25 protein-coding genes, 1 pseudogene and 1 other annotated feature are annotated in these 25,219 nt (G+C 55.3%); of the genes and pseudogenes, 10 read left to right on the top strand and 16 right to left on the bottom strand.

Annotation, left to right across the window (positions count from 1 at the left end):
• The first annotated feature begins 59 nt into the window (after positions 1-59).
• Positions 60-329 (top strand): hypothetical protein, encoded by a 270-nt coding sequence (locus AFK62_RS10700; protein WP_007673974.1) that lies wholly within the window; start codon positions 60-62, stop codon positions 327-329.
• 88 nt (positions 330-417) lie between these two features.
• On the opposite strand, the gene AFK62_RS10695 is transcribed toward AFK62_RS10700, so the two are convergent.
• A complete protein-coding gene (locus AFK62_RS10695) occupies positions 418-714 on the bottom strand; it encodes a YciI family protein (RefSeq protein ID WP_007673973.1) in 297 nt (98 codons plus the stop codon).
• A 213-nt stretch (positions 715-927) separates the two neighbouring features.
• On the opposite strand from AFK62_RS10695, the gene tonB reads away from it, so the two are divergent.
• Positions 928-1,662: a TonB system transport protein TonB gene (gene tonB / locus AFK62_RS10690; protein ID WP_167338249.1), complete on the top strand. Its 735-nt coding sequence runs from the start codon at positions 928-930 to the stop codon at positions 1,660-1,662.
• 50 nt (positions 1,663-1,712) lie between these two features.
• On the opposite strand, the gene yciA is transcribed toward tonB, so the two are convergent.
• From yciA to AFK62_RS21185, 5 genes are all read right to left on the bottom strand, one after another.
• Positions 1,713-2,114 (bottom strand): acyl-CoA thioester hydrolase YciA, encoded by a 402-nt coding sequence (yciA, locus tag AFK62_RS10685; RefSeq protein ID WP_007673970.1) that lies wholly within the window; start codon positions 2,112-2,114, stop codon positions 1,713-1,715.
• 180 nt (positions 2,115-2,294) lie between these two features.
• Complete coding sequence (locus AFK62_RS10680) at positions 2,295-4,484, bottom strand: TonB-dependent siderophore receptor (RefSeq protein WP_007673967.1); 2,190 nt, start codon at positions 4,482-4,484, stop codon at positions 2,295-2,297.
• A gap of 232 nt (positions 4,485-4,716) precedes the next feature.
• Positions 4,717-5,253: a septation protein A gene (locus tag AFK62_RS10675; protein ID WP_007673958.1), complete on the bottom strand. Its 537-nt coding sequence runs from the start codon at positions 5,251-5,253 to the stop codon at positions 4,717-4,719.
• 54 nt (positions 5,254-5,307) lie between these two features.
• On the bottom strand, positions 5,308-6,051 hold the full coding sequence (locus tag AFK62_RS10670; RefSeq protein WP_007673954.1) for a YciC family protein: 744 nt from the start codon (positions 6,049-6,051) through the stop codon (positions 5,308-5,310).
• A gap of 24 nt (positions 6,052-6,075) precedes the next feature.
• On the bottom strand, positions 6,076-6,483 hold the full coding sequence (locus AFK62_RS21185; RefSeq protein ID WP_007673950.1) for a YkgJ family cysteine cluster protein: 408 nt from the start codon (positions 6,481-6,483) through the stop codon (positions 6,076-6,078).
• Between the two features lie 282 nt (positions 6,484-6,765).
• On the opposite strand from AFK62_RS21185, the gene ompW reads away from it, so the two are divergent.
• Entirely contained in the window at positions 6,766-7,398 is a 633-nt protein-coding gene (ompW, locus tag AFK62_RS10665) for an outer membrane protein OmpW (RefSeq protein WP_007673948.1), read from the top strand.
• A gap of 140 nt (positions 7,399-7,538) precedes the next feature.
• On the opposite strand, the gene AFK62_RS10660 is transcribed toward ompW, so the two are convergent.
• The 7 genes from AFK62_RS10660 to trpL all read right to left on the bottom strand — a co-directional run bounded on the left by AFK62_RS10660 (position 7,539) and on the right by trpL (position 14,741).
• Complete coding sequence (locus AFK62_RS10660) at positions 7,539-7,766, bottom strand: hypothetical protein (RefSeq protein ID WP_007681341.1); 228 nt, start codon at positions 7,764-7,766, stop codon at positions 7,539-7,541.
• Positions 7,767-8,068: 302 nt separating this feature from the next.
• Positions 8,069-8,878: a tryptophan synthase subunit alpha gene (gene trpA, locus AFK62_RS10655; protein ID WP_007681343.1), complete on the bottom strand. Its 810-nt coding sequence runs from the start codon at positions 8,876-8,878 to the stop codon at positions 8,069-8,071.
• Complete coding sequence (trpB, locus tag AFK62_RS10650) at positions 8,878-10,071, bottom strand: tryptophan synthase subunit beta (RefSeq protein ID WP_004385017.1); 1,194 nt, start codon at positions 10,069-10,071, stop codon at positions 8,878-8,880. Before trpB ends, trpA begins: the two co-directional genes overlap by 1 nt.
• 12 nt (positions 10,072-10,083) lie before the next feature.
• Positions 10,084-11,442 carry a bifunctional indole-3-glycerol-phosphate synthase TrpC/phosphoribosylanthranilate isomerase TrpF gene (trpCF, locus tag AFK62_RS10645; RefSeq protein ID WP_007681348.1) on the bottom strand — a complete coding sequence of 453 codons (1,359 nt, stop codon included), beginning with the start codon at positions 11,440-11,442 and terminating at the stop codon, positions 10,084-10,086.
• Between the two features lie 3 nt (positions 11,443-11,445).
• A complete protein-coding gene (gene trpD, locus AFK62_RS10640; RefSeq protein ID WP_007681349.1) occupies positions 11,446-13,041 on the bottom strand; it encodes a bifunctional anthranilate synthase glutamate amidotransferase component TrpG/anthranilate phosphoribosyltransferase TrpD in 1,596 nt (531 codons plus the stop codon).
• Positions 13,041-14,603, bottom strand: a complete 1,563-nt coding sequence (locus tag AFK62_RS10635; protein ID WP_053532115.1) for an anthranilate synthase component 1 — start codon at positions 14,601-14,603, stop codon at positions 13,041-13,043. The genes trpD and AFK62_RS10635 overlap by 1 nt, the downstream gene beginning before the upstream one ends.
• Positions 14,604-14,627: 24 nt before the next feature.
• Positions 14,628-14,720: a sequence feature (Trp leader region), on the bottom strand.
• Positions 14,697-14,741: a trp operon leader peptide gene (trpL, locus tag AFK62_RS23080; RefSeq protein WP_071884429.1), complete on the bottom strand. Its 45-nt coding sequence runs from the start codon at positions 14,739-14,741 to the stop codon at positions 14,697-14,699. (Overlaps the previous feature by 24 nt.)
• Before the next feature lie 140 nt (positions 14,742-14,881).
• Here trpL and rnm point away from each other — a divergent pair, with 140 nt between their 5' ends.
• The 3 genes and pseudogenes from rnm to rluB all read left to right on the top strand — a co-directional run.
• Positions 14,882-15,760: an RNase RNM gene (rnm, locus tag AFK62_RS10630; RefSeq protein ID WP_007681354.1), complete on the top strand. Its 879-nt coding sequence runs from the start codon at positions 14,882-14,884 to the stop codon at positions 15,758-15,760.
• On the top strand, positions 15,757-16,377 hold the full coding sequence (locus AFK62_RS10625; protein ID WP_007681357.1) for an L-threonylcarbamoyladenylate synthase: 621 nt from the start codon (positions 15,757-15,759) through the stop codon (positions 16,375-16,377). The genes rnm and AFK62_RS10625 overlap by 4 nt, the downstream gene beginning before the upstream one ends.
• 114 nt (positions 16,378-16,491) lie before the next feature.
• Positions 16,492-17,349 (top strand): annotated as a pseudogene (gene rluB / locus AFK62_RS10620) (23S rRNA pseudouridine(2605) synthase RluB); the annotation flags it as partial.
• A gap of 239 nt (positions 17,350-17,588) precedes the next feature.
• Here the strand turns inward: rluB and cobO are convergent.
• Entirely contained in the window at positions 17,589-18,179 is a 591-nt protein-coding gene (gene cobO / locus AFK62_RS10615; protein WP_007681361.1) for a cob(I)yrinic acid a,c-diamide adenosyltransferase, read from the bottom strand.
• Entirely contained in the window at positions 18,176-18,937 is a 762-nt protein-coding gene (locus AFK62_RS10610; protein ID WP_007681363.1) for a YciK family oxidoreductase, read from the bottom strand. The genes cobO and AFK62_RS10610 overlap by 4 nt, the downstream gene beginning before the upstream one ends.
• Before the next feature lie 259 nt (positions 18,938-19,196).
• On the opposite strand from AFK62_RS10610, the gene sohB reads away from it, so the two are divergent.
• Positions 19,197-20,246 (top strand): protease SohB, encoded by a 1,050-nt coding sequence (gene sohB, locus AFK62_RS10605; protein ID WP_007681364.1) that lies wholly within the window; start codon positions 19,197-19,199, stop codon positions 20,244-20,246.
• A 74-nt stretch (positions 20,247-20,320) separates the two neighbouring features.
• On the opposite strand, the gene AFK62_RS10600 is transcribed toward sohB, so the two are convergent.
• On the bottom strand, positions 20,321-20,572 hold the full coding sequence (locus tag AFK62_RS10600; protein WP_007681366.1) for a YciN family protein: 252 nt from the start codon (positions 20,570-20,572) through the stop codon (positions 20,321-20,323).
• A 400-nt stretch (positions 20,573-20,972) separates the two neighbouring features.
• Between AFK62_RS10600 and topA the strand changes: the two genes are divergently transcribed.
• The 3 genes from topA to AFK62_RS21175 all read left to right on the top strand — a co-directional run bounded on the left by topA (position 20,973) and on the right by AFK62_RS21175 (position 25,218).
• On the top strand, positions 20,973-23,570 hold the full coding sequence (gene topA, locus AFK62_RS10595) for a type I DNA topoisomerase (protein ID WP_032984924.1): 2,598 nt from the start codon (positions 20,973-20,975) through the stop codon (positions 23,568-23,570).
• Between the two features lie 189 nt (positions 23,571-23,759).
• Positions 23,760-24,734, top strand: a complete 975-nt coding sequence (cysB, locus tag AFK62_RS10590; protein WP_004387670.1) for an HTH-type transcriptional regulator CysB — start codon at positions 23,760-23,762, stop codon at positions 24,732-24,734.
• Between the two features lie 355 nt (positions 24,735-25,089).
• On the top strand, positions 25,090-25,218 hold the full coding sequence (locus tag AFK62_RS21175) for a YmiA family putative membrane protein (RefSeq protein ID WP_007681371.1): 129 nt from the start codon (positions 25,090-25,092) through the stop codon (positions 25,216-25,218).
• The last annotated feature ends 1 nt before the right edge of the window (position 25,219 follow it).

The following is a 25,219-nucleotide window of genomic DNA, read 5'->3' as shown; positions in this document are numbered from 1 at the left end:
AGCATCGACAGCTTGTATTCCTACAGGTGCTACTTTCATCCGTAACTGATGGAGCGTTTATGACTAAGCAAGAGGAATTTCTGACAGAAATCCATAAATTTTTGTTACGCAAAGGAGCCTGCGGCGCACGACCCAGAACTGTTGAAGACAGAAGTTTAACCAGCGGGATTTTCGGCTTTGCGAAAGAGGCGATTACCGTCAGCCAGCGCTTGCCTGAGAGTGTTTCTGCCTGTGAAGCGGCCCGCCAGTTTGTGACGTCGCATAAATGCCATGCCGGGCGAAACAACGCTTCTGTCACCATGCTGCGACTGGTGCCGGGCGGTAAATAACGCAACGCCTGCAAAACATGACCGCGCAAAAAAGGGCACGACGTCAGTCAATGCCCTTTGCGGTCGCGCAACCTGTACGCGGCTGCGGTCAGAAAACTTTTTTGTAAGGTTTCACTGCCACGGTCTTATAGACCCCTGCGGCGATATACGGATCGGCCTCAGCCCAGGCCTGCGCGGCTTCGAGTGACGCGAACTCCGCAATGACCGTTGAGCCAGTAAAACCCGCAGCACCCGGATCGTTGCTGTCTACCGCAGGCATTGGCCCTGCGGTCAGCAGCCGACCCTCATCACGTAACAGCTGTAAACGAGCCAGATGCGCAGGGCGCACCGACTGGCGCTTCTCCAGAGAATCAGCCACATCTTCCGCATAAATTACATAAAGCACGTCACACTCCTTTTATGAAACGGCGAGGTGAATAACGGTAGGTGAAAGCCGTAAAGTGTGCAACGCAAAGTTAAACGGCCTGTTAAGTCCTTAACATTTAAGCGGTAAATTTCGGCAGTCCATGGAACAAATTGGGCGGATGCGGGCTGAGTTGTTGAATATGATTGCTATTTGCATTTAAAATTAAGCTCTCATTCATTCAGTGAAACGACTATGACTTCAATGACCCTCGATATGCCTCGCCGTTTTCCGTGGCCGACGTTACTTTCCGTCGCTGTCCACGGCGCCATCGTGGCGGCGGCTGTGCTTTATACCTCGGTAAATCAGGTTGTTGAAATGCCCGCGCCCTCGCAGCCGATTTCGGTCACGATGGTGGCGCCCGAAGCGCTTGAACCGCCCCAGCCGGAAGTCGCACCACCGCAACCTGAGCCTGTCGCCGAGCCGGAAGTGGAACCTGAGCCCGTACCAGAGCCCCCAAAAGAAGCGCCGGTGGTTATCGAAAAACCGAAGCCAAAACCGAAGCCGAAACCGAAACCGGTGAAAAAGGTGGAAGAGCAGCCGAAGCGAGAAGTAAAACCGGCCGAGCCGCGACCGGCGTCGCCGTTTGAGAACGCCTCGCCGTCACGAACTACGGCAACGTCAAATCCTGCGCCGTCTGCGCCTAAAAACGTGGCGCCAGCGGGCCCGCGAGCTTTAAGCCGTAACCAGCCGCAATACCCGGCGCGCGCTTATGCGCTGCGTATGGAAGGGCAAGTGCGCGTGAAATTCGACGTTGCGGCGGATGGCAGCGTGGAAAACGTTCAGATCCTCTCCGCCAAACCCGCGAACATGTTTGAGCGAGAAGTAAAACAGGCGATGCGCAAATGGCGCTATGAGGCCGGTAAGCCAGGAACCGGGCTGATTGTGAATATTGTTTTCCGCATTAACGGCGGAGCAACAATGCAGTAATTGCCCTTAAATAAAAAAGCCAGAGCACTGTCTCTGGCTTTTTTATATCGCTATGCCACGGACGGCAGCGGGCGTGGTTTTCCTTCGTCATCCACCGCGACATAGATAAATAACGCTTCGGTGGCGCGATAACGCTGCCCGAGCGGCTCCGAAGAAACTTTCTTCACCCAGACTTCGATATTGATAGTCACCGACGTCGTGCCGCGCTTGACGCAACGAGCGTAACAACACACCACATCGCCAACCGCCACCGGGCGCAGGAAGGTCATGCCGTCCACACGCACTGTCACCACGCGGCCGTGGGCTATCTCTTTCGCCAGGATAGCGCCGCCAATATCCATCTGCGCCATCAGCCAGCCGCCAAAAATATCACCGTTTGCGTTGGTATCCGCGGGCATGGCCAGCGTACGTAACACCAGTTCGCCTTGCGGCGAGGTTTGCTCTGTCGTCATGGGGCTTCTCAATTGTGGTTAGCAGTTACCGGATCCGCGCGAGGGCAATGCCTGAAGGACGCGGAGCGACAAGATGATAACACTACGTATGGCGGGGTGAAGGCAGGAAAAGAAGAGAGAAAAGGGGGCTATCCCTGGCACATGAAAAAGGGAGGCGAATGCCTCCCTGCAAAACAGCAATCAGAAGGACATGGTCACACCGGCATAGTAAGCGCGGCCTGGCTCGTTATAGGTCGATGCGCCTTCGTTTTCACGATAAAGCGTTTTGTCGAACAGGTTACTGATACCGCCGTTCAGGCGCAGATTTTTGGTCAGTTCATAATTGACGCCGACACCGACGATGGAATACGCACCCACTTCTTTACGGGAAAGATTACCATCACCTTCCACACGGATCTCTGCGGCCTGACGCGGCTTCTGGCGGCCATAGAACGTCCAGTTCAGGTTAGTGGAGAGTTTATCGTTCACCTGCCAGTCCAGCATCGTATTGACGGTATATTTCGGAATGACTGACAGCGGATTCCCGTTCTTTTTCATCTCCGATTTAATCATATAAGTCGCGTTTGTACGCCAGTTCAACGCATCCTGCACCAGAGGGATCGTCAGATTACCTTCGAGCCCTTCTACAATCGCTTTACCGCCGTTTTCCCAGCGCAAAATATTATTGCCGTTAGAGGCGTAACCAAGTACGCGATCGCCGGAGACGATTTTGTTCTGGTAGTCGTTACGAAACCACGTCACGCCTGCATCAAAGCCGTCTTTCGTATATTCCAGCCCAATCTCTTTATTAATACTGATTTCCGGTTTCAGATTTTCATTGCCCAGCAGGTAGCAACTGCCGTTTACGCCAATCGGGCAGCCGTTGCCACGCGTAGCGAGCAGATAACCTTTGCTCGACTGATACAGGTTTGGCGCTTTGAAGGCACGTGCAATACCGGCTTTAAGTTTGACATTATCGGTAAGCTCCTGAGAGAGGTTCAGGCTCGGACTCCAGTTACCACCGAACTGATTGTGATGGTCGTAACGCAGGCCCGGGATCACGACAGTGCCGGGCAGCACGTCGATATTGTCTTCAAAATAGACGGCGGCGAGGGTGGCGCTGTTTTTACTGCTACGGGAAGCGGCATTACCGGAGACACCGCCAATCGTGATGTTGCTGGCATTGGTGGACTGCATAGACGCCGGATCGTTGAGCGCTTCGCGATCCCATTCGGCACCCAGCGTCATGGTTTGCTCAACAAGCAGGTTTAGTGGCACGTTGATTTCGCTGCTGGCGCGGTAGTTTTCAAGCCGACTGGTACTGTATTTCTCGTCGGTTATCATGCCCTCATAGCGGCCCGCGGTGCCTTCCTTAAGGCGGGTATTATTGGTTTTTTCATAATAAAACCCGGTCTTTGACTGACCCCAGTCCCAGATGCCGTTATGCGTAATGCCATAGCTCTGGCGATACATGCGGTTGGTTTCGTGCCCGTAAAGTGAAGGCACCAGACCGTCAGCGCTGGCGTCGCTGTTACTGTTTTGTGTATCGCCTGCGTAGATGTTGCCCTGACGGCTGTAACCATATTCAACATCAAGGATCTGTTCAGGCGTGATTTTCCACGACAGCACGCTGTTGATGTCTTTGTTACGCACGCCTTCACGACCGGCGGCATAAGACCCATTTTGTGCGGTATTGATATCGTAATCGTCAGCATCGGTCTTATTGAGGTTGCCAAAGAGACGCATGGTCAGCGCATCGCCCGCCAGCGGGCCGCTCAGGCTGAAATTGGCGCGTCGGGTTGCGCCTTCTTTATCATTTTCAGGCTGGTTGGTGAAAAGCGAAAACGAGCCGTGCCAGTCGTTGGTAGGACGTTTGGTAATGATATTAACCACGCCGCCTGCCGCACCACTGCCGTAGCGTGCCGCCGCCGGGCCACGCAAAACTTCAATGCGTTCTACCATCTCCGCGGGCACCCAGTTGGTATCGCCGCGCGTATCACGCTCACCGCGCCAGCTGTAACGCACCGCATTACGAGAGGTGACGGGGACGCCATCGACGAGGATCAGCGTGTTTTCCGGCCCCATACCACGGATATCGATCTGGCGATTGTTGCCACGACTGCCGCTGGCGCTGTTACCGGTCAGGTTAACGCCCGGCATTTTGCGAATAATGTCTGAAAGGTCGTTGACCGGAGGATCTTTCTCAATGTCATCAGCAGTAATAATGGAAACACCGGGCTGCTGTTTAAGCGCCTGTTCGGCGGTGGCCTGCACCACCATGACGTCGCCGCCGTCCATGCTTTCTGCCTGTGCGGCACAGGCGCCGCTTCCGATGAGCGAGGCCACTGCCAGTGCTAATGGCTTGCGAATGTCATGCTTTATTTCAAACATTATCAATTATTCCATATTGTGTAGAAATGTAATCACTCGCCTGCATGATAATGATAACAATTATCATTACAACATATAATTGTGATTCTCCATGATTTCTCCACAATGGGGTAATAATTGCGCAGGGCATTGTATTTCCTTGAAAAAAGTGTGGGTAAATGGTTTGAAATACGCAAAAAAAAGCCCCCGGGCGTAAGCTCAGGGGCGTTTTTACTGAAGGGCTGCGCGGGTGTTATTTGTCTTCTTGCGGCATATGGCGATACATATAAACGCCGCTCAACAGGGTAAAGACCAGCGTCAGGCCAGGAATGCCGAATACTTTGAAATTCATCCAGACCGCTTCCGGAAGCCAGAACGCGACGTAAATATTAAGCAGGCCGCAGGCAATGAAAAAAAGCGCCCAGGCGAGATTAAGACGAGACCAGGCGTGCGCCGGTAACGTTATCTCTTTACCCAGCATGCTCTGAATCAAGGGTTTCTTCATGACCCACTGACCAATCAGCAGTGCACCGGCAAAGAGCGCATAAATGATGGTCACTTTCCACTTAATGAATTCCGCATTGTGGAAATAAATGGTCAGCCCGCCGAACACCGCGACCAGGGCGAAGGTCACCAGCGTCATTTTTTCGACTTTGCGGAATTTATACCAGCTATAAATCACGGCCAGGGCGGTGGCCACAATCAGCGCCCCGGTTGCCCAGAAAATGTCGTGCAGCTTATAAACGACAAAAAAGACAATCAGCGGCAAAAAATCGAGTAACTGCTTCATACATCGGTTCCATCAAGAGGCCCGCGCACGATCGCCGCGCCCGGGCAAAAAAGGTTATTCCCGGATAAGCATATATAACCGGAATAAATAAATGAGGAGCAGCGCGGTCAACAGGTTGCTCAACGTCCCGGCGACAACCGCGCCTACTTGCGGCGTCAGCGCGGCAAAGGCGGGCGTAAACATCAGCAGGGCGGTTCGGGCCAGCAACCACACCAAAACTGCCGGCGCGACCAGACGCATATTCCGCCACGCGAGACGCATACTGTTGCGCATTGAGGCAAAAATACCCGCTTTATCCTGCGCCAGAATAACCGGTGCCAGCGACAGCACAATGGCGAGGATCACGCCTGGGACCACCACCAGCAAAATACCCATCTGCACCAGGAATGTCGTCAGGAAGATAAGGATAAACAGGCGCGGCAGCATCGGTGCGGCACCCCCAATGGCGCGCAACGCGCTGACGTTTTGCCCGGCAGAGACCGCCTGAATCAGCAGCAGCACGCCGCCTACCAGTAAGGTATTGCCGAACATCCCGGAAAAGGTGGAGGCCGCCGAAGCTTTCAGCAATACCTGCTGCTGTTCCGGCGTCATGTTTTGCACCAGTTCAAACAGACTGGCGCTGCTGCTTAGCGCATCGCCCTCGCTGAGGATAGCGAGTTGATCGGCATCCGGTGTAAACGCCCGGCCAAGAATCATAGAAATAAAGGCGCAAAGCAGCGCAATCAGCAGGATGGTTACGAGCTGATTGCGAAAAAAATTACCCGTGTCACGGTAAACGGATTTTGCCGTGATAGACATGCACTCTCCTTGGGTTGGCAGATATTATTCCGCCGGCAATTGTACCCTGGATGATGGCGCAGTGGCAGCGTTGTAAAGGGGCGCGACAGGTAAGGAATTGTCAGGAAGCGGCGGCAAACCGTAACGGGCGCGGGCGCGATTACACGCCTCGTTCACCACGCCGCCCTCGCCAGACATCGTGAACTCCCGGCATGGCGATGGACGATGTTCATAAACGGTGCAACGCACCGACTCGCCGGGCGTACCCTCGAGCGCTACGCAACGGCTCTGTTTCTGGTTAGTGCCGCACATACAGCGCAGAAAAGGGGTTAACGGCTCAGTGAGATGAACCGGGACAAGGCCGCCCGCGTCATCCGCCTCGGCCCAGTAGAAAGAGACACGAAAAAAAGCACAACAGGCACCGCACGTCATGCACGGGTTGAGATCGCTCATCATTCACCTGCAACTAAACAACGTATCGTTTCAAAATTGTGAAGAAGTTAAATTATTCCCCTCCGGGATGACTTTCAAGAGGGGAAAAGGGGAATATTTTTGGCGTGGCGGCAGGCAAAAATTGACCTGAAATCAAATTCATCGAAGCCGCAGTAAGGGTAAAAATTAATTCAGATCAATGAATGTTAAATTAGCGTCCTGAATGTGATCTGCGTTGGATCACTTCCTAACTCGTAGTGAGTATATTCACCCGGCAAATAAAACCACAGAAGGGAAACGGGAATGAAAAAACTCATAGTGGCGCTGGCGTTAGCGGGTTGTTTTTCAGGTATGGCTTCGGCGCATGAGGCAGGTGATTTCTTTATGCGCGCCGGTACGGCGACGGTTCGTCCGTCAGAAGGCTCAGACAATGTGCTGGGTATGGGCGGTTTTAAGGTTAATAACAATACGCAACTGGGCCTGACCTTTACGTATATGGCGACCGATAATATTGGCGTTGAGCTTCTGGCGGCCACGCCGTTCCGCCATAAAGTCGGGCTCGGCGCGACCGGAGACATCGCGACGGTTCATCATCTGCCGCCCACGTTAATGGCGCAGTGGTATTTCGGCGATTCGCAAAGCAAGTTGCGTCCTTATATTGGTGCTGGGATTAACTACACCACTTTCTTCGACGAAGATTTTAACGACACCGGCAAGAAAAACGGTCTGAGCGATCTGAGCCTGGAGGATTCCTGGGGTGCGGCGGGGCAGGTGGGTCTCGATTATATGGTGAATAAAGACTGGATGATTAACATGTCGGTCTGGTACATGGATATCGACACGACGGTGAAATTCAAAGCGGGCGGTCAACAGCAAAGCATCGATACTCGCCTCGATCCGTGGGTATTTATGTTCTCGGCGGGTTACCGTTTTTAAGCAAGCGACGCCCGTCTTAAGGCATCAGCAATAAAAAACCAACCGCGAAAGGTTGGTTTTTTATTGCTGCCGGGTGAAATGGTAAACCGGCGACTCGCATGTGACCGCGTGCAAGGCTTGCGGACACGAGCTTCAGCGTCTCAGTTAAACGCGCTGGCGGCGGCTTGACGCATAATGCGGTTGGCTTCGTCCCATTTGCGGGCATTTCTTTTGGTTAACGCTTCACGAGCTGCACGGCGAGCTTTGTTCATCATATGCTGGTTAATCATCTTCACCTCCACCCTTTCCCGTAACCGAGCCAGACAACGCTGGTTGCGATTGCGCGTTACGTTTTCACGCGGTTTATGGTCTGAAGTCAGTTGCCACATCGTCCTCCGGCGGCCTTGCCGGGGCGGCGTCTGTGCCGTTGCGGGTGGCTCCAACGCTTATACCAACGAAACCTGCCGTTTCCTTTTAAGGCGGGCTCGCAAGTTGCTGTCGTTTGCGGCCAGGCTTCGTTGTCTTGAGTTTAAGTTTTGGTCAGGAATGCGACACGTGCCTTAAGATTTTGCTCAAAATCAGATCGTATCGCTGGACTCACAGGGGATTTTATGAATGGAACTCTGGATGTGACTGATTAGCAGGGATTTAAAAAGCGCGATCGCTCGCGCTTTTTTGTCGTCAAACGGGTTTACGCAGGCAAACTGGCCGCTTTAAGGTCGTGGACAAACGCTTTTAAGGCGTCCAGCATCGCGGCGCGATCGTCGAGGTTATTCTCGATGATCTTCACGATCGCTGAGCCGGAAATTGCCCCCGCCGCGCCTGCGGCAATCGCGGCTTGCACCTGTGCGGGCTCTGAAATCCCAAACCCCTGCAGCGGCGGCGCGGCGTGGTATTCAGTCAGTTTCGCTATGAGATGATTGAGCGGCAGCGCGGCACGATTTTCCGCACCCGTGACGCCCGCACGCGACAGCAAATACGTATAGCCGCGGCCATACGAGGCAATCTGACGTAGCAGGTCGTCATCGGCATTCGGCGGGCAGATAAAAATCGGCGCCACGTTATGGCGCATTGCCGCCTGGCGGAACGGGGCAGACTCTTCCACCGGCACATCGGCCACCAACACGGAGTCGACGCCCACAGCGGCGCAGCGCGCGTAGAATTCGTCAACGCCGCGGCTAAATACCAGGTTTGCGTACATTAACAGGCCGATGGGCAGCGCCGGGTATTTCTGGCGAATAGCGCCCAGCATTTCGAAGCACTGATCCGGCGTAGTGCCTGCGGCGAAAGCGCGCAGCGTCGCACTCTGAATGGTAGGGCCGTCCGCCAGCGGATCGGAGAATGGAATGCCCAGCTCCAGCGCGTCGGCACCGCCTTCTACAAGCGCATCGATAATCTGTAACGACACTTCAGGCGACGGATCGCCAAGCGTCACAAAGGGAACAAACGCGCCTTCCTTACGGGCTGCCAGGCGGTCAAACAGCTGCTGATAACGCTCCATTACATTTCCCCTCGTGCTTTGAAAATATCGTGAACGGTAAAGATATCTTTATCGCCGCGCCCGGACAGGTTGACTACCAGTAACTGCTCTTTCTCCGGGTCCGCGCGCATCATTTTCAGCGCGTGGGCGAGGGCGTGGGAGGATTCCAGCGCCGGGATAATCCCTTCCTGACGGCAGAGCGTCTTAAAGGCTTCCAGCGCCTCATCATCCGTAATCGACACATACTCCGCACGTCCGGTACTGTTGAGGTACGCATGCTGCGGACCGACAGACGGAAAGTCGAGCCCTGCAGAAATAGAGTAGGACTCTTCAATCTGGCCGTCATCGGTCTGCATCATCGGCGCTTTCATGCCGAAGTAAATGCCTACGCGGCCATGCTTGAGCGGCGCGCCGTGCTCGCCGGTTTCGATACCGTGGCCCGCAGGCTCGACGCCGATAAGCCCCACGCTCGTTTCATTAATAAAGTCCGCGAACATGCCGATGGCGTTAGAGCCGCCGCCGACGCAGGCGATGACAGCGTCCGGCAGACGGCCTTCTTTTTCCATGATCTGCGCGCGAGTCTCCTCGCCTATCATGCGCTGGAATTCACGCACGATGGTCGGGAATGGATGCGGGCCAGCCGCGGTACCGAGCATATAATGCGCGCGATCGTAACTGCCGGACCAGTCGCGAAGCGCCTCGTTACACGCATCTTTCAACGTCGCCGAGCCGCTGTAGACCGGTATGACCTCTGCGCCCATTAGCTTCATGCGAAACACGTTTGGCGACTGGCGCTCGACATCTTTGGCGCCCATATAAATGCGGCATTTCAGGCCGAGCAGCGCGCTTGCCAGTGCAGACGCCACGCCGTGCTGTCCGGCGCCGGTTTCGGCGATGATTTCCGTTTTGCCCATACGTTTGGCAAGCAGGGCCTGCCCCAGCACCTGGTTGGTTTTGTGCGCGCCGCCGTGCAACAGATCTTCACGCTTAAGATAAAGCGTGGTGCGGGTACCTTCGGTAAGGTTTTGACATTTCGTCAGCGCCGTCGGGCGCCCGGCATAGTTTTTTAAGAGATCGGTAAACTGCGCCTGAAATTCCGCGTCGCTCTGGGCGCTGACAAACGCCTCTTCCAGTTGACGCAGGGCGGGCATCAGGATCTGCGGCACATACATGCCGCCAAATTCGCCGAAATAGGGGTTTAACAGTGTGCTCATCATCTTTTTCCTTTAGTAAGCCCGCAGGGTTCTGAAGACCGCCGCCAGTTTTTCGCTGTCTTTTATGCCCGGTGCGCTCTCCACTCCGGAGTTAAAATCAAGTCCCGCGCAGCCAAGCTGTGCGGCCTGCACGCAGTTATCTGCGCCGAGTCCACCCGCCAGCATGACGTTATCAAGCGTCTCGCCTTCCAGTAGCGACCAGTCGAAACGCGCGCCGCTCCCGCCCTGGCCGTTATCCAGCACGTAACGGTCAACATACTGAAGATTGCGGGTTGGGAGCACATGGCTGACGCTTTGCGCTTTCCAGATACCCGTCGTTTCCGGCAGGCTGGCGCGAAGGGCGCTGATATAGGTCTGGTCTTCGTCGCCATGAAGCTGGACGGCGGCCAGTGACAACCCCTTTGCTTTGGCGACGACGTCCTCAAGTGGCGCATCGCGGAACACCCCGACATAGCGCAGCGGGGCGGCGGCAATCACCGCACGGGCTTGGTCATCGTTAATGGCGCGGGGCGACGAGGGGACGAAAATCAGCCCGCCGAAAACGGCACCCGCTTCAAAAGCGCGCTGCGCATCTTGTGCGCGGGTCAGTCCGCACACTTTGTTTTCGCCAAGCAGCACCTGACGAACGGCCAGGTCTAAATCGTCATGCTCCATCAGCGCGGAGCCAATCAGAAAGCCATTAGCGAAACGACTCAACTCACGGACCTGACCATAGGTATGAATGCCGGATTCGCTGATTACCGTCACGCCAGCGCCAAGCCGCGGCGCCAGTTCGCGGGTGCGATTAAGGTCAATAGAGAGATCGCGCAGGTCGCGGTTATTGATACCCACCACTTTTGCTTCCAGACGAATGGCGCGCTCCAGTTCTTCTTCATTGCTGACTTCCGTCAGCACGCCCATGCTGAGGCTATGGGCCACTGCCGCCAGCTGGCGATACTGGTCATCATCCAGCACCGAAAGCATCAGCAGGCAGGCGTCTGCCTGGTAAAAGCGCGCCAGGTAAATCTGATAAGGGTCGATAATAAAGTCTTTGCAGAGCACCGGCTGGGGAGCAATGGCGCTCACGACAGGCAGGAAATCAAAGCTGCCCTGGAAATATTTCTCGTCCGTGAGCACCGATATGGCCGAGGCGTGATGCTTATATACCTGCGCGATACGCGCCGGGTCGAAATCGTCGCGGATCACGCCTTTGGATGGCGACGCTTTTTTGCACTCCAGGATAAACGCAGTGCGGGCGCCATGCAGCGCATCATAAAAGCGGCGGCCGGCTGGCACGACATCATTCTGAAAACTCGCCAGCGGCTGCTGTGCCTTACGGGCTTCCACCCAGCGCGCTTTATCGGCGACGATTTTCGCTAAAACGGTTTCCATCTTTTATCCTCTCGCTGCCAGTGCGGTTACGCGGTCATAAGCGGCGCCGCTGCGCAGCACCTCAAGCACATTGCGCACATTGGCCTGTAAATCCTCTTTGCCGTGCAGACGCATCAGCATCGCGACATTGGCGGCCACGGCGGCCTCGTGAGCGCGCTCGCCTTTACCTTGTAACAGGCGGCTCAGAATGTCACGGTTTTCTTCCGGCGTGCCGCCCGCCAGATCGGCCTGCGCATAAGGCTCAAGACCGAAGTCAGAGGCGGTTAACTGATAGCTGACTATCTCGCCCTCACGCAGCTCCGCCACCTGCGTCGGTGCATGCAGCGACACTTCATCCATGCCGCCGCTGTGCACGACCGCCGCGCGTTGGTAACCGAGTACACGCAGGGTTTCAGCAATCGGCAGCACCAGCTCAGGACTGTAGACGCCAATCAGCGCCAGCGGCGGATGCGCCGGGTTGATCAACGGTCCGAGTACGTTAAACAGCGTGCGGGTTTTCAGCTGCTGGCGCACCGGCATAGCATGGCGAAAGCCGGTGTGGTATTTCGGCGCGAACAAAAAGCAAACGCCCAGTTCATCCAGCGCCTTGCGCGAGGCATCGGCGTTCATCTCAAGGTTAATCCCAAAGGCGGCAAGCAGATCGGAGGAACCCGAGCGGCTTGAGACGCTACGGTTGCCATGTTTGGCGACTTTCAGCCCTACGGCGGCGGCCACAAACGCGCTGGCGGTTGAAATATTAATGCTATTGCTGCCGTCGCCGCCGGTACCCACGATATCGGCAAATGCATAATCCGGGCGCGGGAAGGGCGCGGCATTCTCCAGGAGAGCGCTCGCGGCGCCGGCAATTTCCACCGGATGCTCGCCACGCACTTTCATGCTGACCAGCGCGGCCGCCAGTTGTTCCGGCTTCAGTTCGCCGCGCACTACAGCGCTAAAGAGCTGGTGGCTCTCCTCCAGGGTTAACACTTCCGCCTGGTAGAGTTTCTCAAGGATCGGCTGCACGCTGTTTTGCTGCTCGGCGCGGGTCTGCGCCCAGGCGAGCGTCTGCTCCAGCAGGCGGGCACCCTGGGTGGTAAGAATCGATTCGGGGTGAAACTGAAAGCCGCACACGCGGTCGGCATCATGGCGAACCGCCATCACCATACCGTTGAAATGCGCGTTGACGGTAAGCCCTGCGGGAATATCGCTGCCGACCAGCGAGTGGTAGCGTGCCACCGGCAATGGATTCATCAGCCCGCTGAACATCGCCTGACCGTCATGTTCGATGCTGGAGGCTTTGCCATGCAGAATTTCACCCGCCTGGCCCACATAGCCGCCATAGGCTTCCACAATCGCCTGGTGGCCGAGACAGATACCAATGATTGGCAGTTTGCCACGCAGGCGTGTCAGCAACTCCGGCATACAGCCCGCCTCAGACGGCGCGCCCGGGCCTGGCGAGAGCATCAGCACCGGGTTGTGCATGGTCGCGAGACGCTCAATCAGCGTCTGGGCCGGAATATGGTTGCGGTAAATCACCACGTTATGGCCGTTCGCGCGCAGCTGGTCTGCCAGGTTGTAAGTAAAGGAGTCAATATTATCGAGCAGCAGAATGTCGGCCATCAGAAAGTCTCCTGTGCGTGATGGGCAGCGGCGATGGCGCGCAGTACCGCGCGGGCTTTATTACGGGTTTCGTCAGCTTCGGATTGCGGGACGGAGTCAAGCACTACGCCCGCGCCAGCCTGCACCGTGGCGATGCCGTTCTCTACCCACGCGGAGCGGATAACAATGCAGGTATCGAGATCGCCGTGGCCGGTAAAGTAACCCACTGCGCCGCCGTAGCTCCCGCGCCGCTGACCTTCTGCCTCGGCGATAAGCTGCATCGCACGGACTTTCGGCGCGCCGCTCAGCGTGCCCATGTTCATGCAAGCGCGATAGGCATGCAGAACGTCGAGATCGTGGCGCAGTTCACCCACCACGCGGGAAACCAGATGCATCACAAAGGAATAACGATCCACTTTGGTTAAATCTGCGACGTAACGGCTGCCTGGCGTACAAATCCGTGCCAGATCGTTACGCGCCAGATCCACCAGCATCAGATGTTCAGACAGCTCTTTATGGTCGGTGCGCATGTCAAGTTCGATGCGGCTGTCGAGATCGCGGTCGAGCGACCCGTCTGCGCGACGCCCGCGCGGGCGCGTACCGGCAATCGGGTAGATCTCAATCTGGCGCGAGTCTGCGTCATATTTAAGCGAGCTTTCCGGCGAGGCCCCGAAAAGCGCGAATTCGCTGTCCTGCATAAAGAACATGTACGGGCTCGGGTTGCTCTTCTTCAGCGTGTCATAAGCCGCGAGCGGCGACGGGCAGGGCAGGCTGAAGCGGCGTGACGGCACGACCTGGAAAATCTCGCCTGCGCGAATCGCTTTTTGCATCTCGCGCACGACCGCGCCGAACTCTTCATCGCTCTGGCTGCACTCGCAGCGCATTTGCGGCACGGAATCGACCGGCAGCGGCGCGGGCAGCTCCTGCAACTGAAGCTGGATGCGGGCAAGACGTTCGCAAAGTCGCGCACGTTCCGCTTCATCTGGCGTAAACAGGCTCGCCTGAATGCGGGTGGTGCGCGTCTGGTGATCGATAACCAGCAGCGTTTCCGCAAGGTAAAAGCAGTAATCCGGGCAGCTGTTATTGTGTGAAAGCGGAGGTAAGGCTTCAAAACCGGCGACCAGGTCATAGGCGAACAGCCCACCAAAGAACATCGCTTCGCGCTCGTCCTGTGGCAGCGTGACCAGATTCTGTAACAGCCGGAAGGCGTCAAACACCGATAATGAACACAGGCGTGCGTCTTCATCCAGCAGTGCACTCACCGGCGGGAAGCGCAGCGTGCGGCTCTGCGGGCGGGCTTCAACCGTAATTGTCTCCGGCAGGGTGTTATCAAGCAGTGCCAGAAGCGATGCGCCGTTAGCGCTCAGTGCGTCAATAGTGACAGTGTCACCATATGCGGTAATGCGCAGGGCGCTATCAACCAGCAGCAAGCTTTTCAGATCGTCTTTGCTGTCGATATCCGCCGACTCCAGCAATAACGTTGCCGGACGCGCGCCGCACAACTGGTGGAAGAGTGCGGTCGGGTTTTCGCGATAAAGGCCATCGCAGGTAAGCAGTTCGAGTGCCGGTTTTTCTGTTTGCATGGTCTGCATCTCTGTTTTGTGTTCAAAAAAAAGCCCGCACTGAGCGGGCCGGGTATCTGATTGCTTGCGCACAGGTAAAGATACCGCCCGGGATCAGGAGGTACGCCACCAGCCATGCAGAGAGAAATAATGCGTCATTTTTCAGATACCTTCTTCGTGTGAACTTGCGTACTAGTTAACTGGTTCATGGCGGGAATGTCAACACTGATTTTTGATAATTTCCACAAACCGTTATGATGAGCAAGACGATATAAAAGACCTTAGCCACTGGAGCCGTTTTGAGCGAACCTGAATCAGCGATTATTTACGACCTGCACAGCCACACAACCGCCTCGGACGGCCTGCTTTCACCGGCGGCATTGGTGCATCGCGCGGTCGACATGGGCATTCATACGCTCGCGATAACCGATCATGACACGACCGCCGGGCTGCCTGCCGCGCATCAGGAGATAGCCCGCGCCGGGCTTGCGCTAAGACTCATCGACGGCGTTGAAATTTCCACGCTCTGGGAAAACCATGAAATCCATATCGTCGGTCTGGGGATAGATATTACGCACCCAGAAATGGTGGCGTTTCTGGAGGCGCAGGCGCAGCGCCGCACGCAGCGAGCCGAAATGATCGCCGAACGGCTGGAGAAAGCGCGCATTCCCGGCGCGCTGGAAGGCGCGCGTCGGCTGGCGGCTGGCGGTATGGTTACGCGCGGGCATTTCGCACGTTTTTTGATTGAAGACGGGCGCGCGAATAATATGGCGGATGTGTTCAAACATTATCTGGCGCGAGGGAAAACCGGTTATGTTCCTCCCCAGTGGTGTACAATAGAACAAGCTATTGATGTAATTCATCATTCTGGCGGACTGGCGGTTGTCGCCCATCCGGGGCGTTATCAACTGAGCGCCAAATGGCTCAAACGCCTGCTGAACGTTTTCGCACAGGCGGGCGGCGATGCCATGGAAGTGGCCCAGTGCCAGCAGGCGCCCAATGAGCGCAGTCAGCTTGCAAGCTACGCCGGACAGTATGGGCTGCTGGCGTCGCAGGGATCGGATTTCCATCAGCCGTGCCCCTGGATTGAACTGGGGCGCAGGCTGTGGCTGCCGGAAGGGTTAACGCCCGTCTGGCAACGCTGGTCGCCGGAACTGAGTAAAGAGGGGGCAGTATGAGTCAATTTTTCTATATCCACCCGGACAACCCACAGCCGCGTCTTATCAAACAGGCGGTGGAAATTGTGCGTAAGGGCGGCGTCATTGTCTATCCGACCGATTCCGGCTACGCGCTCGGCTGTAAGCTTGAAGATAAAGGGGCTATGGAGCGCATCTGCCGCATCCGTGACCTGCCGGATGGCCATAACTTTACGCTGATGTGTCGCGATCTGTCTGAGCTGTCGACTTATTCGTATGTGGATAACGTGGCGTTCCGTCTTATCAAAAACAACACGCCGGGTAATTACACCTTTATTCTTAAAGGCACCAAAGAGGTGCCGCGCCGTCTGTTGCAGGAGAAGCGTAAGACTATCGGGCTTCGCGTGCCGTCGAATCCTATCGCGCTCGCACTGCTTGAAGCGCTCGACGAGCCGATGCTTTCTACCTCGCTGATGCTGCCGGGCAGTGAATTTACCGAGTCCGACCCGGATGAAATCAAAGATCGCCTGGAAAAACAGGTAGACCTGATTATCCACGGCGGTTATCTCGGCCAGCAGCCGACCACGGTGGTTGATCTGACTGACGATGCGCCGGTTGTACTGCGCGAGGGCGTAGGGGATGTTAAGCCTTTCCTGTGAGAGTGCTTACCGCTATACTACGCGGCCTGAAATCGGGGGGCGGCCGGAACCTGGCGCGCCCCATCCCGGTTATCCTGTTCGACGCCTGGGAAGGCGACACCTGAAGGAAGCTCCATGAGCGAAAAGTTACAGAAAGTGCTGGCGCGAGCCGGTCATGGCTCCCGCCGTGAAATTGAAGCCATGATCGAAGCCGGTCGCGTCAGTGTCGATGGCAAAATCGCCACCTTAGGCGATCGCGTTGATGTTACGCCCGCCCTGAAAATCCGTATTGATGGCCACCTGATCTCGGTTAAAGAGTCCGTTGAGCAAATCTGCCGCGTCCTGGCCTATTACAAACCGGAAGGCGAGCTATGCACGCGCAGCGATCCGGAAGGCCGCCCAACCGTTTTTGATCGTCTGCCGAAACTGCGCGGTGCGCGCTGGATTGCAGTCGGTCGCCTTGATGTCAACACCTGTGGTCTGCTGCTGTTCACCACCGATGGTGAACTGGCGAACCGCCTGATGCACCCAAGCCAGGAAGTGGAGCGCGAATATGCGGTGCGCGTCTTCGGCCAGGTGGACGAAGCCAAATTGCGCGATCTTGCTCGCGGCGTACAGCTTGAAGATGGCCCGGCGGCGTTTAAAACCATCCGTTTTAGCGGCGGCGAAGGTATTAACCAGTGGTATAACGTGACGCTGACCGAAGGGCGCAACCGTGAAGTGCGTCGTCTTTGGGAAGCCGTCGGCGTGCAGGTCAGTCGTCTTATCCGCGTGCGCTACGGCGATATCCCGCTGCCGAAAGGCCTGCCGCGTGGCGGCTGGACCGAGCTTGATCTGGCCCAGACTAACTACCTGCGCGAGCTGGTGGGCTTGACGCCTGAAACCGCAAGTAAAGTGGCGGTTGAAAAAGATCGCCGTCGTATGAAGGCCAACCAGATTCGTCGCGCTGTTAAGCGCCACAGTCAGGCTACCGGCGGTACGCGCCAGGCTGGCCCTGCACGTCAGACAGGTGCCGCACGTCCGGCAGGCAGCGCGCGCCCGACTGAAAACACCCGCGCAGGCGGGACATCTCGCACCGGTGGTTCTGCTCGCCCGGGCAGCAGTGCTCGCACAGGCGGCGCTGCACGCCCTTCTGGCAACGGTCGGCCGAACAGCGGCAATCGTCGCTCTGGCGGCGGCGGTCGCGGAAACTAACAAAAACGCCCTCAGATGAGGGCGTTTTTTTATGGCCGTTAATAGTCGATGCCGATTTGTGCTTTGATGCCAGCGTCAAACGCATGTTTCACCGGGCGCAGTTCGCTCACGGTGTCGGCCATATCCAGAATATCGCGATGGCAGCCACGGCCCGTAATGATGACTGTTTGATGTGCCGGACGTTCACGCAGGGCTGTCAACACCTCATCCAGCGCCAGATAGTCATACGCCACCATATAGGTCAGCTCATCCAGAATCACGAGATCGAGCGAGGCGTCCGCCAGCATGCGTTTACCGTGCTGCCACACTGCCTGACAGGCGGCGGTGTCGCTTTCACGGTTTTGCGTGTCCCACGTAAAACCAGTCGCCATGACCTGGAACTCTACCCCGTGAGGCTCCAGCAAGTTGCGTTCGCCGTTCGGCCACTCGCCTTTAATAAATTGTACTACGGCAGCTTTTCTACCATGACCGACAGCGCGGGTCGCGGTACCGAATGCGGCGGTTGTTTTACCTTTCCCGTTGCCGGTAAAGACGATAAGGATGCCGCGCTCTTCCTGGGCTGCGGCGACGCGCGCCTCGACTTTCTCTTTTACACGCTGCTGGCGCTGCTGGTAACGTTCATCACTCATTCGGCGATCCCCGGTTTGCGGCCCGGCTGGGCGTCAAAACTTATGCCGGTTTTGCGGCGGCTGTCATCGCCCATCAGCCACAGGTAAAGCGGCATAAGATCGGCGGGGGTTTTCAGTTTATCTGGATCTTCTGTCGGAAAGGCGCTGGCACGCATTTTGGTGCGCGTACCGCCAGGATTGATGCAATTCACGCGCAGATGACGGCTTTGATACTCTTCGGCGAGAACCTGCATCATACCTTCCGTCGCAAACTTCGAGACGGCGTAAGCGCCCCAGTTCGCCCGGCCCTGACGACCCACGCTGGATGTCGTAAATACCAGCGATCCGGCTTCCGATTGCAGCAGCAGCGGCAGCAATGCCTGGGTTAAAAAGAACGTGACGTTGACGTTCACCTGCATGACCTCGCTCCACACATCGGGACGTTGTTTATCCATCGGCACGATGTCTCCCAGGATGCTCGCGTTATGCAGTACGCCATCAAGGCGTGGCACGCGTTCGCTAATCGCCTGCGCGAGGCGCTGGCAGTCGTCTGGCGTGGCGGTAGCGTAATCCAGCAGGAACCAGTACGCCTCAGCGAGTCCTTCCGCGCTGATTTCATGAGCGACAGCGCGCAATTTTTCTTCATTGCGGCCAAGCAGGAGCACGTGAGCGCCGTAGCGCGCATAAGTCAGCGCCGCCTCGCGGCCAATACCGTCGCTGGCGCCAGTGACGAGAATAATTCGATTTTGCAGCAGATCGCGTTGCGGTTGATAGTGCACAGGTCACTCCTTGCTGGGGGCGAAATGGCGCGTGGCCGGGTTTCGCTTCGCATCGGGTAAAAACGCTTTATGCCTTAATCTTACGTGTATTTCAATCAGGCGGGGGGACGGTTGTGTCTGATGCGCTTTATTTGCAACTGTTTCATCAATAAAGAAATCTTCATCGAGACGCCTCGCACAGTTTCGCTTTGCTACAAGACGTGGGCGCGGGCCTCAGTTACACTAACGGCCGAGTCATGCCTGAATAAAAGGTGGAGAAGTGAATTTATTTGCAGAGTATGGACTGTTTTTAGCAAAAATCGTCACGGTGGTAATCGCCATTGCCATCGTTATCGCGCTTATCGCTAATCTTACGCAGCGTAAGAAAGCCCAGCGCGGAGAACTGCGCGTAACAAGGCTTGGTGAAGAGTATAAAGAAATGAAGGAAGAGGTTGCCGCCGCGCTGCTCGACCCTCATCAACATAAGCAATGGCATAAAAGCCAGAAGAAGAAAAACAAGCTTGAGGCAAAGGCGGCCAAAGCACGTGCTAAACGTGGTGACGCGGTGCCAGCCGGAAAACCCACGCTTTATGTCCTCGATTTCAAAGGCAGTATTGATGCCCATGAAGTTCGCGCGCTGCGTGAAGAGGTGACAGCCGTGCTCGCGGTGGCGAAGCCGCAAGATGAAGTGCTGCTTCGTCTGGAAAGCCCGGGTGGCGTCGTCCACGGTTATGGACTTGCCGCCTCGCAATTACAGCGGCTGCGTGAGCGTCAGATCCCACTGACCGTCGCCGTGGATAAAGTGGCTGCCAGCGGTGGGTATATGATGGCCTGCGTAGCAGATAAGATTGTGGCTGCGCCTTTTTCGATTATCGGCTCCATCGGTGTCGTGGCGCAGATCCCAAACTTCAACCGGCTCTTAAAGCGTAATGATATTGACATTGAACTGCATACAGCAGGGCAGTATAAACGCACGCTGACGTTGCTTGGTGAGAATACCGAAGAAGGACGTGAGAAATTCCGCGAAGATCTCAACGAGACGCATCAGCTCTTTAAATCGTTTGTACATAGCATGCGTCCTTCGCTCGATATCGATGCGGTTGCTACTGGCGAACACTGGTATGGGGTGCAGGCCCAGGAAAAAGGGCTGGTGGATGACATCAGCACCAGCGATGACCTGATTATTTCCCGTATGCAGGACCGCGATGTAGTCAGCCTGCGTTATATGCAGCGTAAACGGTTAATGGACCGCTTTACAGGAAGCGCTGCGCAAAGCGTGGATCGTCTGCTACTGCGCTGGTGGCAGCGCGGGCAAAAGCCGCTGCTCTGAAACGAAAAAAGCGAGGCGTTAAACCTCGCTTTTTTTATGAAAGAAACATTGGCCGTACTGTTATGCAACTCGCTTCAGGGTTGCAAATGGTATTTTTCAGAGAGCTGGTGCGCCAGGTATTTAAACATATTAAATACTGCTGTGGTTTTAGCTGTAGGCAACCCCTGGTCATCCATAAAATATTCGCCACGGAAAACGAGCACGCCATTTTTTTGCTCAACATCGGTGGCCTCCATGCCGACAATATAGTCCTCATGTTCACGGATCATTTTATTGGCATGAGCCAGCAGGGAAGCACGATCGATGGGTTGAGTTATCTCTTGCATAATCATCTCCTTACAAACAGGGTAATAGTGTACGCCCCGCCGGGTATAAGGGGCAAATTTTCCCTGCTGCCGGAAGGGCTTTTCAGGCGGGGCCGTTGGTGGCGTTTATCACTTTTGCATGCTAATAAAGTTGCGTAACGAATTTTATCAGGTAGAGTGTGACGCTTTCGCAAATCTGGCAACAGAATTGCTTGACATTCGACCGAACTTCCGTCGTGCTGTAGCGCATTTGCACGATAAAACCTGACAACTCAGCCACCTGCAATAGCGCAACCGCGTTGGGTGATGGATTAAGGGGTTGATAAGCTTTGCGACGGCCTCAATATACCAGGCTTGTCGCCAGAGAAGGCGAATCAACGTGCGACGTATTCTGGAAGAATCAAATCAGGTAAAGGTGAATATGGGTAAAGCTCTCGTCATCGTTGAGTCCCCGGCAAAAGCCAAAACGATCAACAAATATCTCGGTAAAGACTACGTGGTGAAATCCAGCGTCGGTCACATCCGTGATTTGCCGACCAGTGGCTCCGCCCCTAAAAAAAGCGCTGAATCCGCCTCGACTAAGACGGCTAAAAAAGTCAAAAAAGATGAACGTGGCGCGTTAGTCAACCGTATGGGCGTCGACCCGTGGCACAACTGGGAAGCCCAGTATGAAGTGCTACCCGGTAAAGAAAAAGTGGTCTCCGAGCTGCAAGCGCTTGCTGAAAAAGCCGACCATATCTATCTCGCAACCGACCTTGACCGCGAAGGGGAAGCCATTGCATGGCACCTGCGGGAAGTGATCGGCGGCGACGAGACGCGTTACAGCCGCGTCGTTTTTAATGAAATTACCAAAAATGCCATTCGCCAGGCTTTTGATAAACCGGGCGAGCTCAACATCGATCGTGTGAATGCTCAGCAGGCGCGCCGTTTTATGGACCGCGTCGTGGGGTATATGGTTTCTCCGCTACTGTGGAAGAAAATCGCCCGCGGTCTGTCTGCAGGCCGCGTACAGTCTGTGGCCGTTCGCCTGGTGGTTGAGCGCGAGCGCGAAATTAAAGCGTTCGTACCGGAAGAGTTCTGGGAAGTGGACGCGCTGCTGTCGACCCCGAAAAGCGATCAGCTCACTGTTCAGGTCACGCATCATAAAGATAAACCGTTCCGCCCGGTAAACCGTCAGGATACTGAAGCGGCAGTCGCGCAGTTAAAAGGGGCGAGCTACCAGGTTGTCGAGCGGGAAGATAAACCCACCAGCAGCAAACCTGGCGCGCCTTTTATTACCTCTACACTTCAGCAGGCAGCCAGCACCCGTCTCGGCTTTGGCGTTAAGAAAACCATGATGATGGCCCAGCGTCTTTATGAAGCAGGGTATATTACTTATATGCGTACTGACTCCACGAACCTGAGTCAGGATGCGGTAAGCATGGTGCGTAGCTATATTGGTGAGGAGTTCGGTAAGAAGTACCTGCCGGAAAACCCGAACCAGTACGCCAGCAAAGAGAACTCCCAGGAAGCGCATGAAGCCATTCGTCCTTCTGATGTAAGTGTGCTGGCGGAATCTCTGAAAGACATGGAAAACGACGCGCAGAAGCTCTATCAACTGATCTGGCGCCAGTTTGTCGCCTGTCAGATGACGCCTGCACAGTATGACTCCACCACGCTCACCGTTGCGGCGGGGGATTTCCGCCTGAAGGCGCGTGGCCGTATCCTGCGCTTTGACGGCTGGACGAAAGTCATGCCTGCGCTGCGCAAAGGTGATGAGGACAGAACGCTGCCGGCGGTAAATCAGGGCGATAAACTTTCTCTGCTTGAACTGACGCCTGCGCAACACTTCACCAAACCGCCTGCGCGCTTTAGCGAAGCGTCTTTGGTTAAAGAACTTGAGAAACGCGGTATCGGTCGTCCTTCAACCTATGCTTCTATCATTTCGACAATCCAGGATAGGGGCTATGTACGTGTAGAAAATCGCCGTTTCTATGCAGAAAAAATGGGTGAAATCGTCACCGATCGCCTGGAAGAAAACTTCCCGGATCTGATGAACTTTGACTTCACCGCGCAGATGGAAGATTCGCTCGATCAGGTAGCCAACCACGAAGCCGAGTGGCGCGCGGTGCTGGATACGTTCTTCGACGATTTCACCAAGCAGCTTGATACGGCGGAAAAAGATCCGGAAGAAGGCGGCATGCGCCCGAACCAGATGGTGCTGACCAGTATCGATTGCCCGACTTGCGGTCGTCCTATGGGGATACGTACGGCGAGCACCGGTGTGTTCCTCGGGTGTTCGGGTTACGCGCTGTCGCCGAAAGAGCGCTGCAAAACCACCATTAACCTGGTGCCGGAAAACGAAGTGCTGAACGTGCTGGAAGGTGACGACGCGGAAACCAACGCGCTGCGCGCCAAACGTCGCTGCCAGAAATGTGGTACCGCGATGGACAGCTACCTTATCGATCCGAAGCGCAAGCTGCATGTGTGTGGTAATAACCCGACCTGCGACGGCTATGAAGTCGAAGAGGGCGAGTTCCGCATTAAAGGCTACGACGGTCCGGTCGTTGAGTGTGAGAAGTGTGGCTCTGAAATGCACCTGAAAATGGGGCGTTTCGGCAAGTACATGGCTTGCACCAATGAAGAGTGCAAAAATACCCGTAAGATCCTGCGTAACGGTGAAGTAGCCCCGCCGAAGGAAGATCCGGTGCCGCTGCCGGAACTGCCGTGTGAGAAGTCGGATGCGTACTTCGTACTGCGCGATGGCGCCGCGGGTGTATTCCTCGCCGCTAACACGTTCCCGAAATCGCGCGAAACCCGTGCGCCGCTGGTTGAAGAGTTACAACGCTTTCGCGATCGCCTGCCGGAAAAACTGCGTTACCTGGCTGATGCGCCAGCGCAGGATCCTGAAGGCAACCCGGCCGTGGTGCGCTTTAGCCGTAAAACCAAACAGCAGTATGTCGCCTCTGAGAAAGAGGGCAAAGCGACCGGCTGGTCTGCGTTTTACGTCGATGGCAAGTGGGCAGAAGGGAAAAAGTAAACCTGACGGTAGTCAGAGTAAAAAGCCAGCGTATGCTGGCTTTTTTGCTTTTATAACAACCTTACTATTTTTTTTGATGACCTATACACAGAAGCTATAAATGATATAGTGGTTATAGTATCTTCCTTTCTTATTATGAAATCGTCTTAAGCCTGTGTTCCAGGCGTCTCTGATTCTGGATGGTCGGTCATGAAACTACAGCAGTTGCGCTATATCGTTGAGGTGGTGAACCATAACCTGAATGTCTCATCCACGGCGGAAGGGCTCTATACCTCCCAGCCTGGCATCAGTAAGCAGGTGCGTATGCTGGAAGATGAGCTGGGAATTCAGATTTTCGCCCGTAGCGGCAAGCATCTGACACAGGTTACGCCGGCAGGTCAGGAAATTATCCGTATTGCCCGCGAAGTGCTCTCGAAAGTGGACGCCATAAAATCGGTTGCGGGTGAGCATACCTGGCCGGATAAAGGCTCTCTTTATGTCGCCACAACGCACACGCAGGCACGATACGCGCTTCCGGGTGTCATCAAAGGCTTTATCGAGCGTTATCCGCGCGTGTCGCTGCATATGCATCAGGGTTCACCGACACAGATTGCCGAGGCGGTTTCTAAAGGCAATGCGGATTTTGCTATCGCTACTGAAGCGCTACATCTTTATGACGACCTGGTCATGCTGCCGTGTTATCACTGGAACCGTTCGATTGTGGTGACACCCGATCACCCGCTTGCCTCTAAAGAGAGCGTCAATATCGAAGAACTGGCGCAATATCCGTTGGTGACTTACACCTTTGGCTTTACGGGCCGTTCAGAACTCGACACCGCCTTTAACCGTGCAGGCTTAACGCCACGAATCGTCTTCACGGCGACCGATGCGGATGTGATTAAAACGTATGTGCGGTTGGGACTCGGAGTAGGGGTCATTGCCAGCATGGCGGTCGATCCAGTCTCAGATCCGGATCTGGTGCGCCTTGATGCGCATGATATTTTCAGCCACAGCACGACCAAAATTGGTTTTCGCCGCAGCACATTCCTTCGCAGTTATATGTATGATTTCATTCAACGTTTCGCGCCACACCTGACACGTGATGTGGTTGACGCCGCCGTAGCGTTACGCTCGAATGAAGATATTGAAGCAATGTTTAAAGATATCAAATTACCCGCCAAATAATTCCCTCGCGTACCTTTCGACTGGTTCAAAGGTACGCCTGTTTTACCTTCCTTATTCAAATTAAAAACATAATCATTCGCACTAAGTGAAACTATTAATCCTGTTTCTCCATATTAAGAGTGCGGGCAAGGTGTCGTCTCGTCACGACAAAAGTAGGAAATAATCTCTGAGCGCGCAAATTCGGAACTTCAATAATTTATTTCACGTCAAAAGATTGAATATTTCCTCCAAAAATGATCGTAAATACGCTGGATTTTTTACGCGATTAGCTTTAGGATTTATCTCAACTGATGATTACTTCTGCCAATTGTTTGGTGACCATATGATAAGCAATGTCGATTGTACGAGGTTAGCCATGCCATCAGAAAGCGACGAATCGCAAAGAGATCCTGATCTTAAGCGTAAAGCGTGGCTGGCTGTGTTCGGCATCTCAGCCCTGTTCTGGATTGGGATTGCGCTCATGGTATGGACATTTTGGGGTTAAG

This window comes from Cronobacter condimenti 1330 (genome assembly GCF_001277255.1).
GTDB classification, from domain to species: Bacteria; Pseudomonadota; Gammaproteobacteria; order Enterobacterales; family Enterobacteriaceae; genus Cronobacter; species Cronobacter condimenti.
Note: the sequence above shows the minus strand (reverse complement) of the source record. Positions and strands in the feature narration are given on the sequence as shown.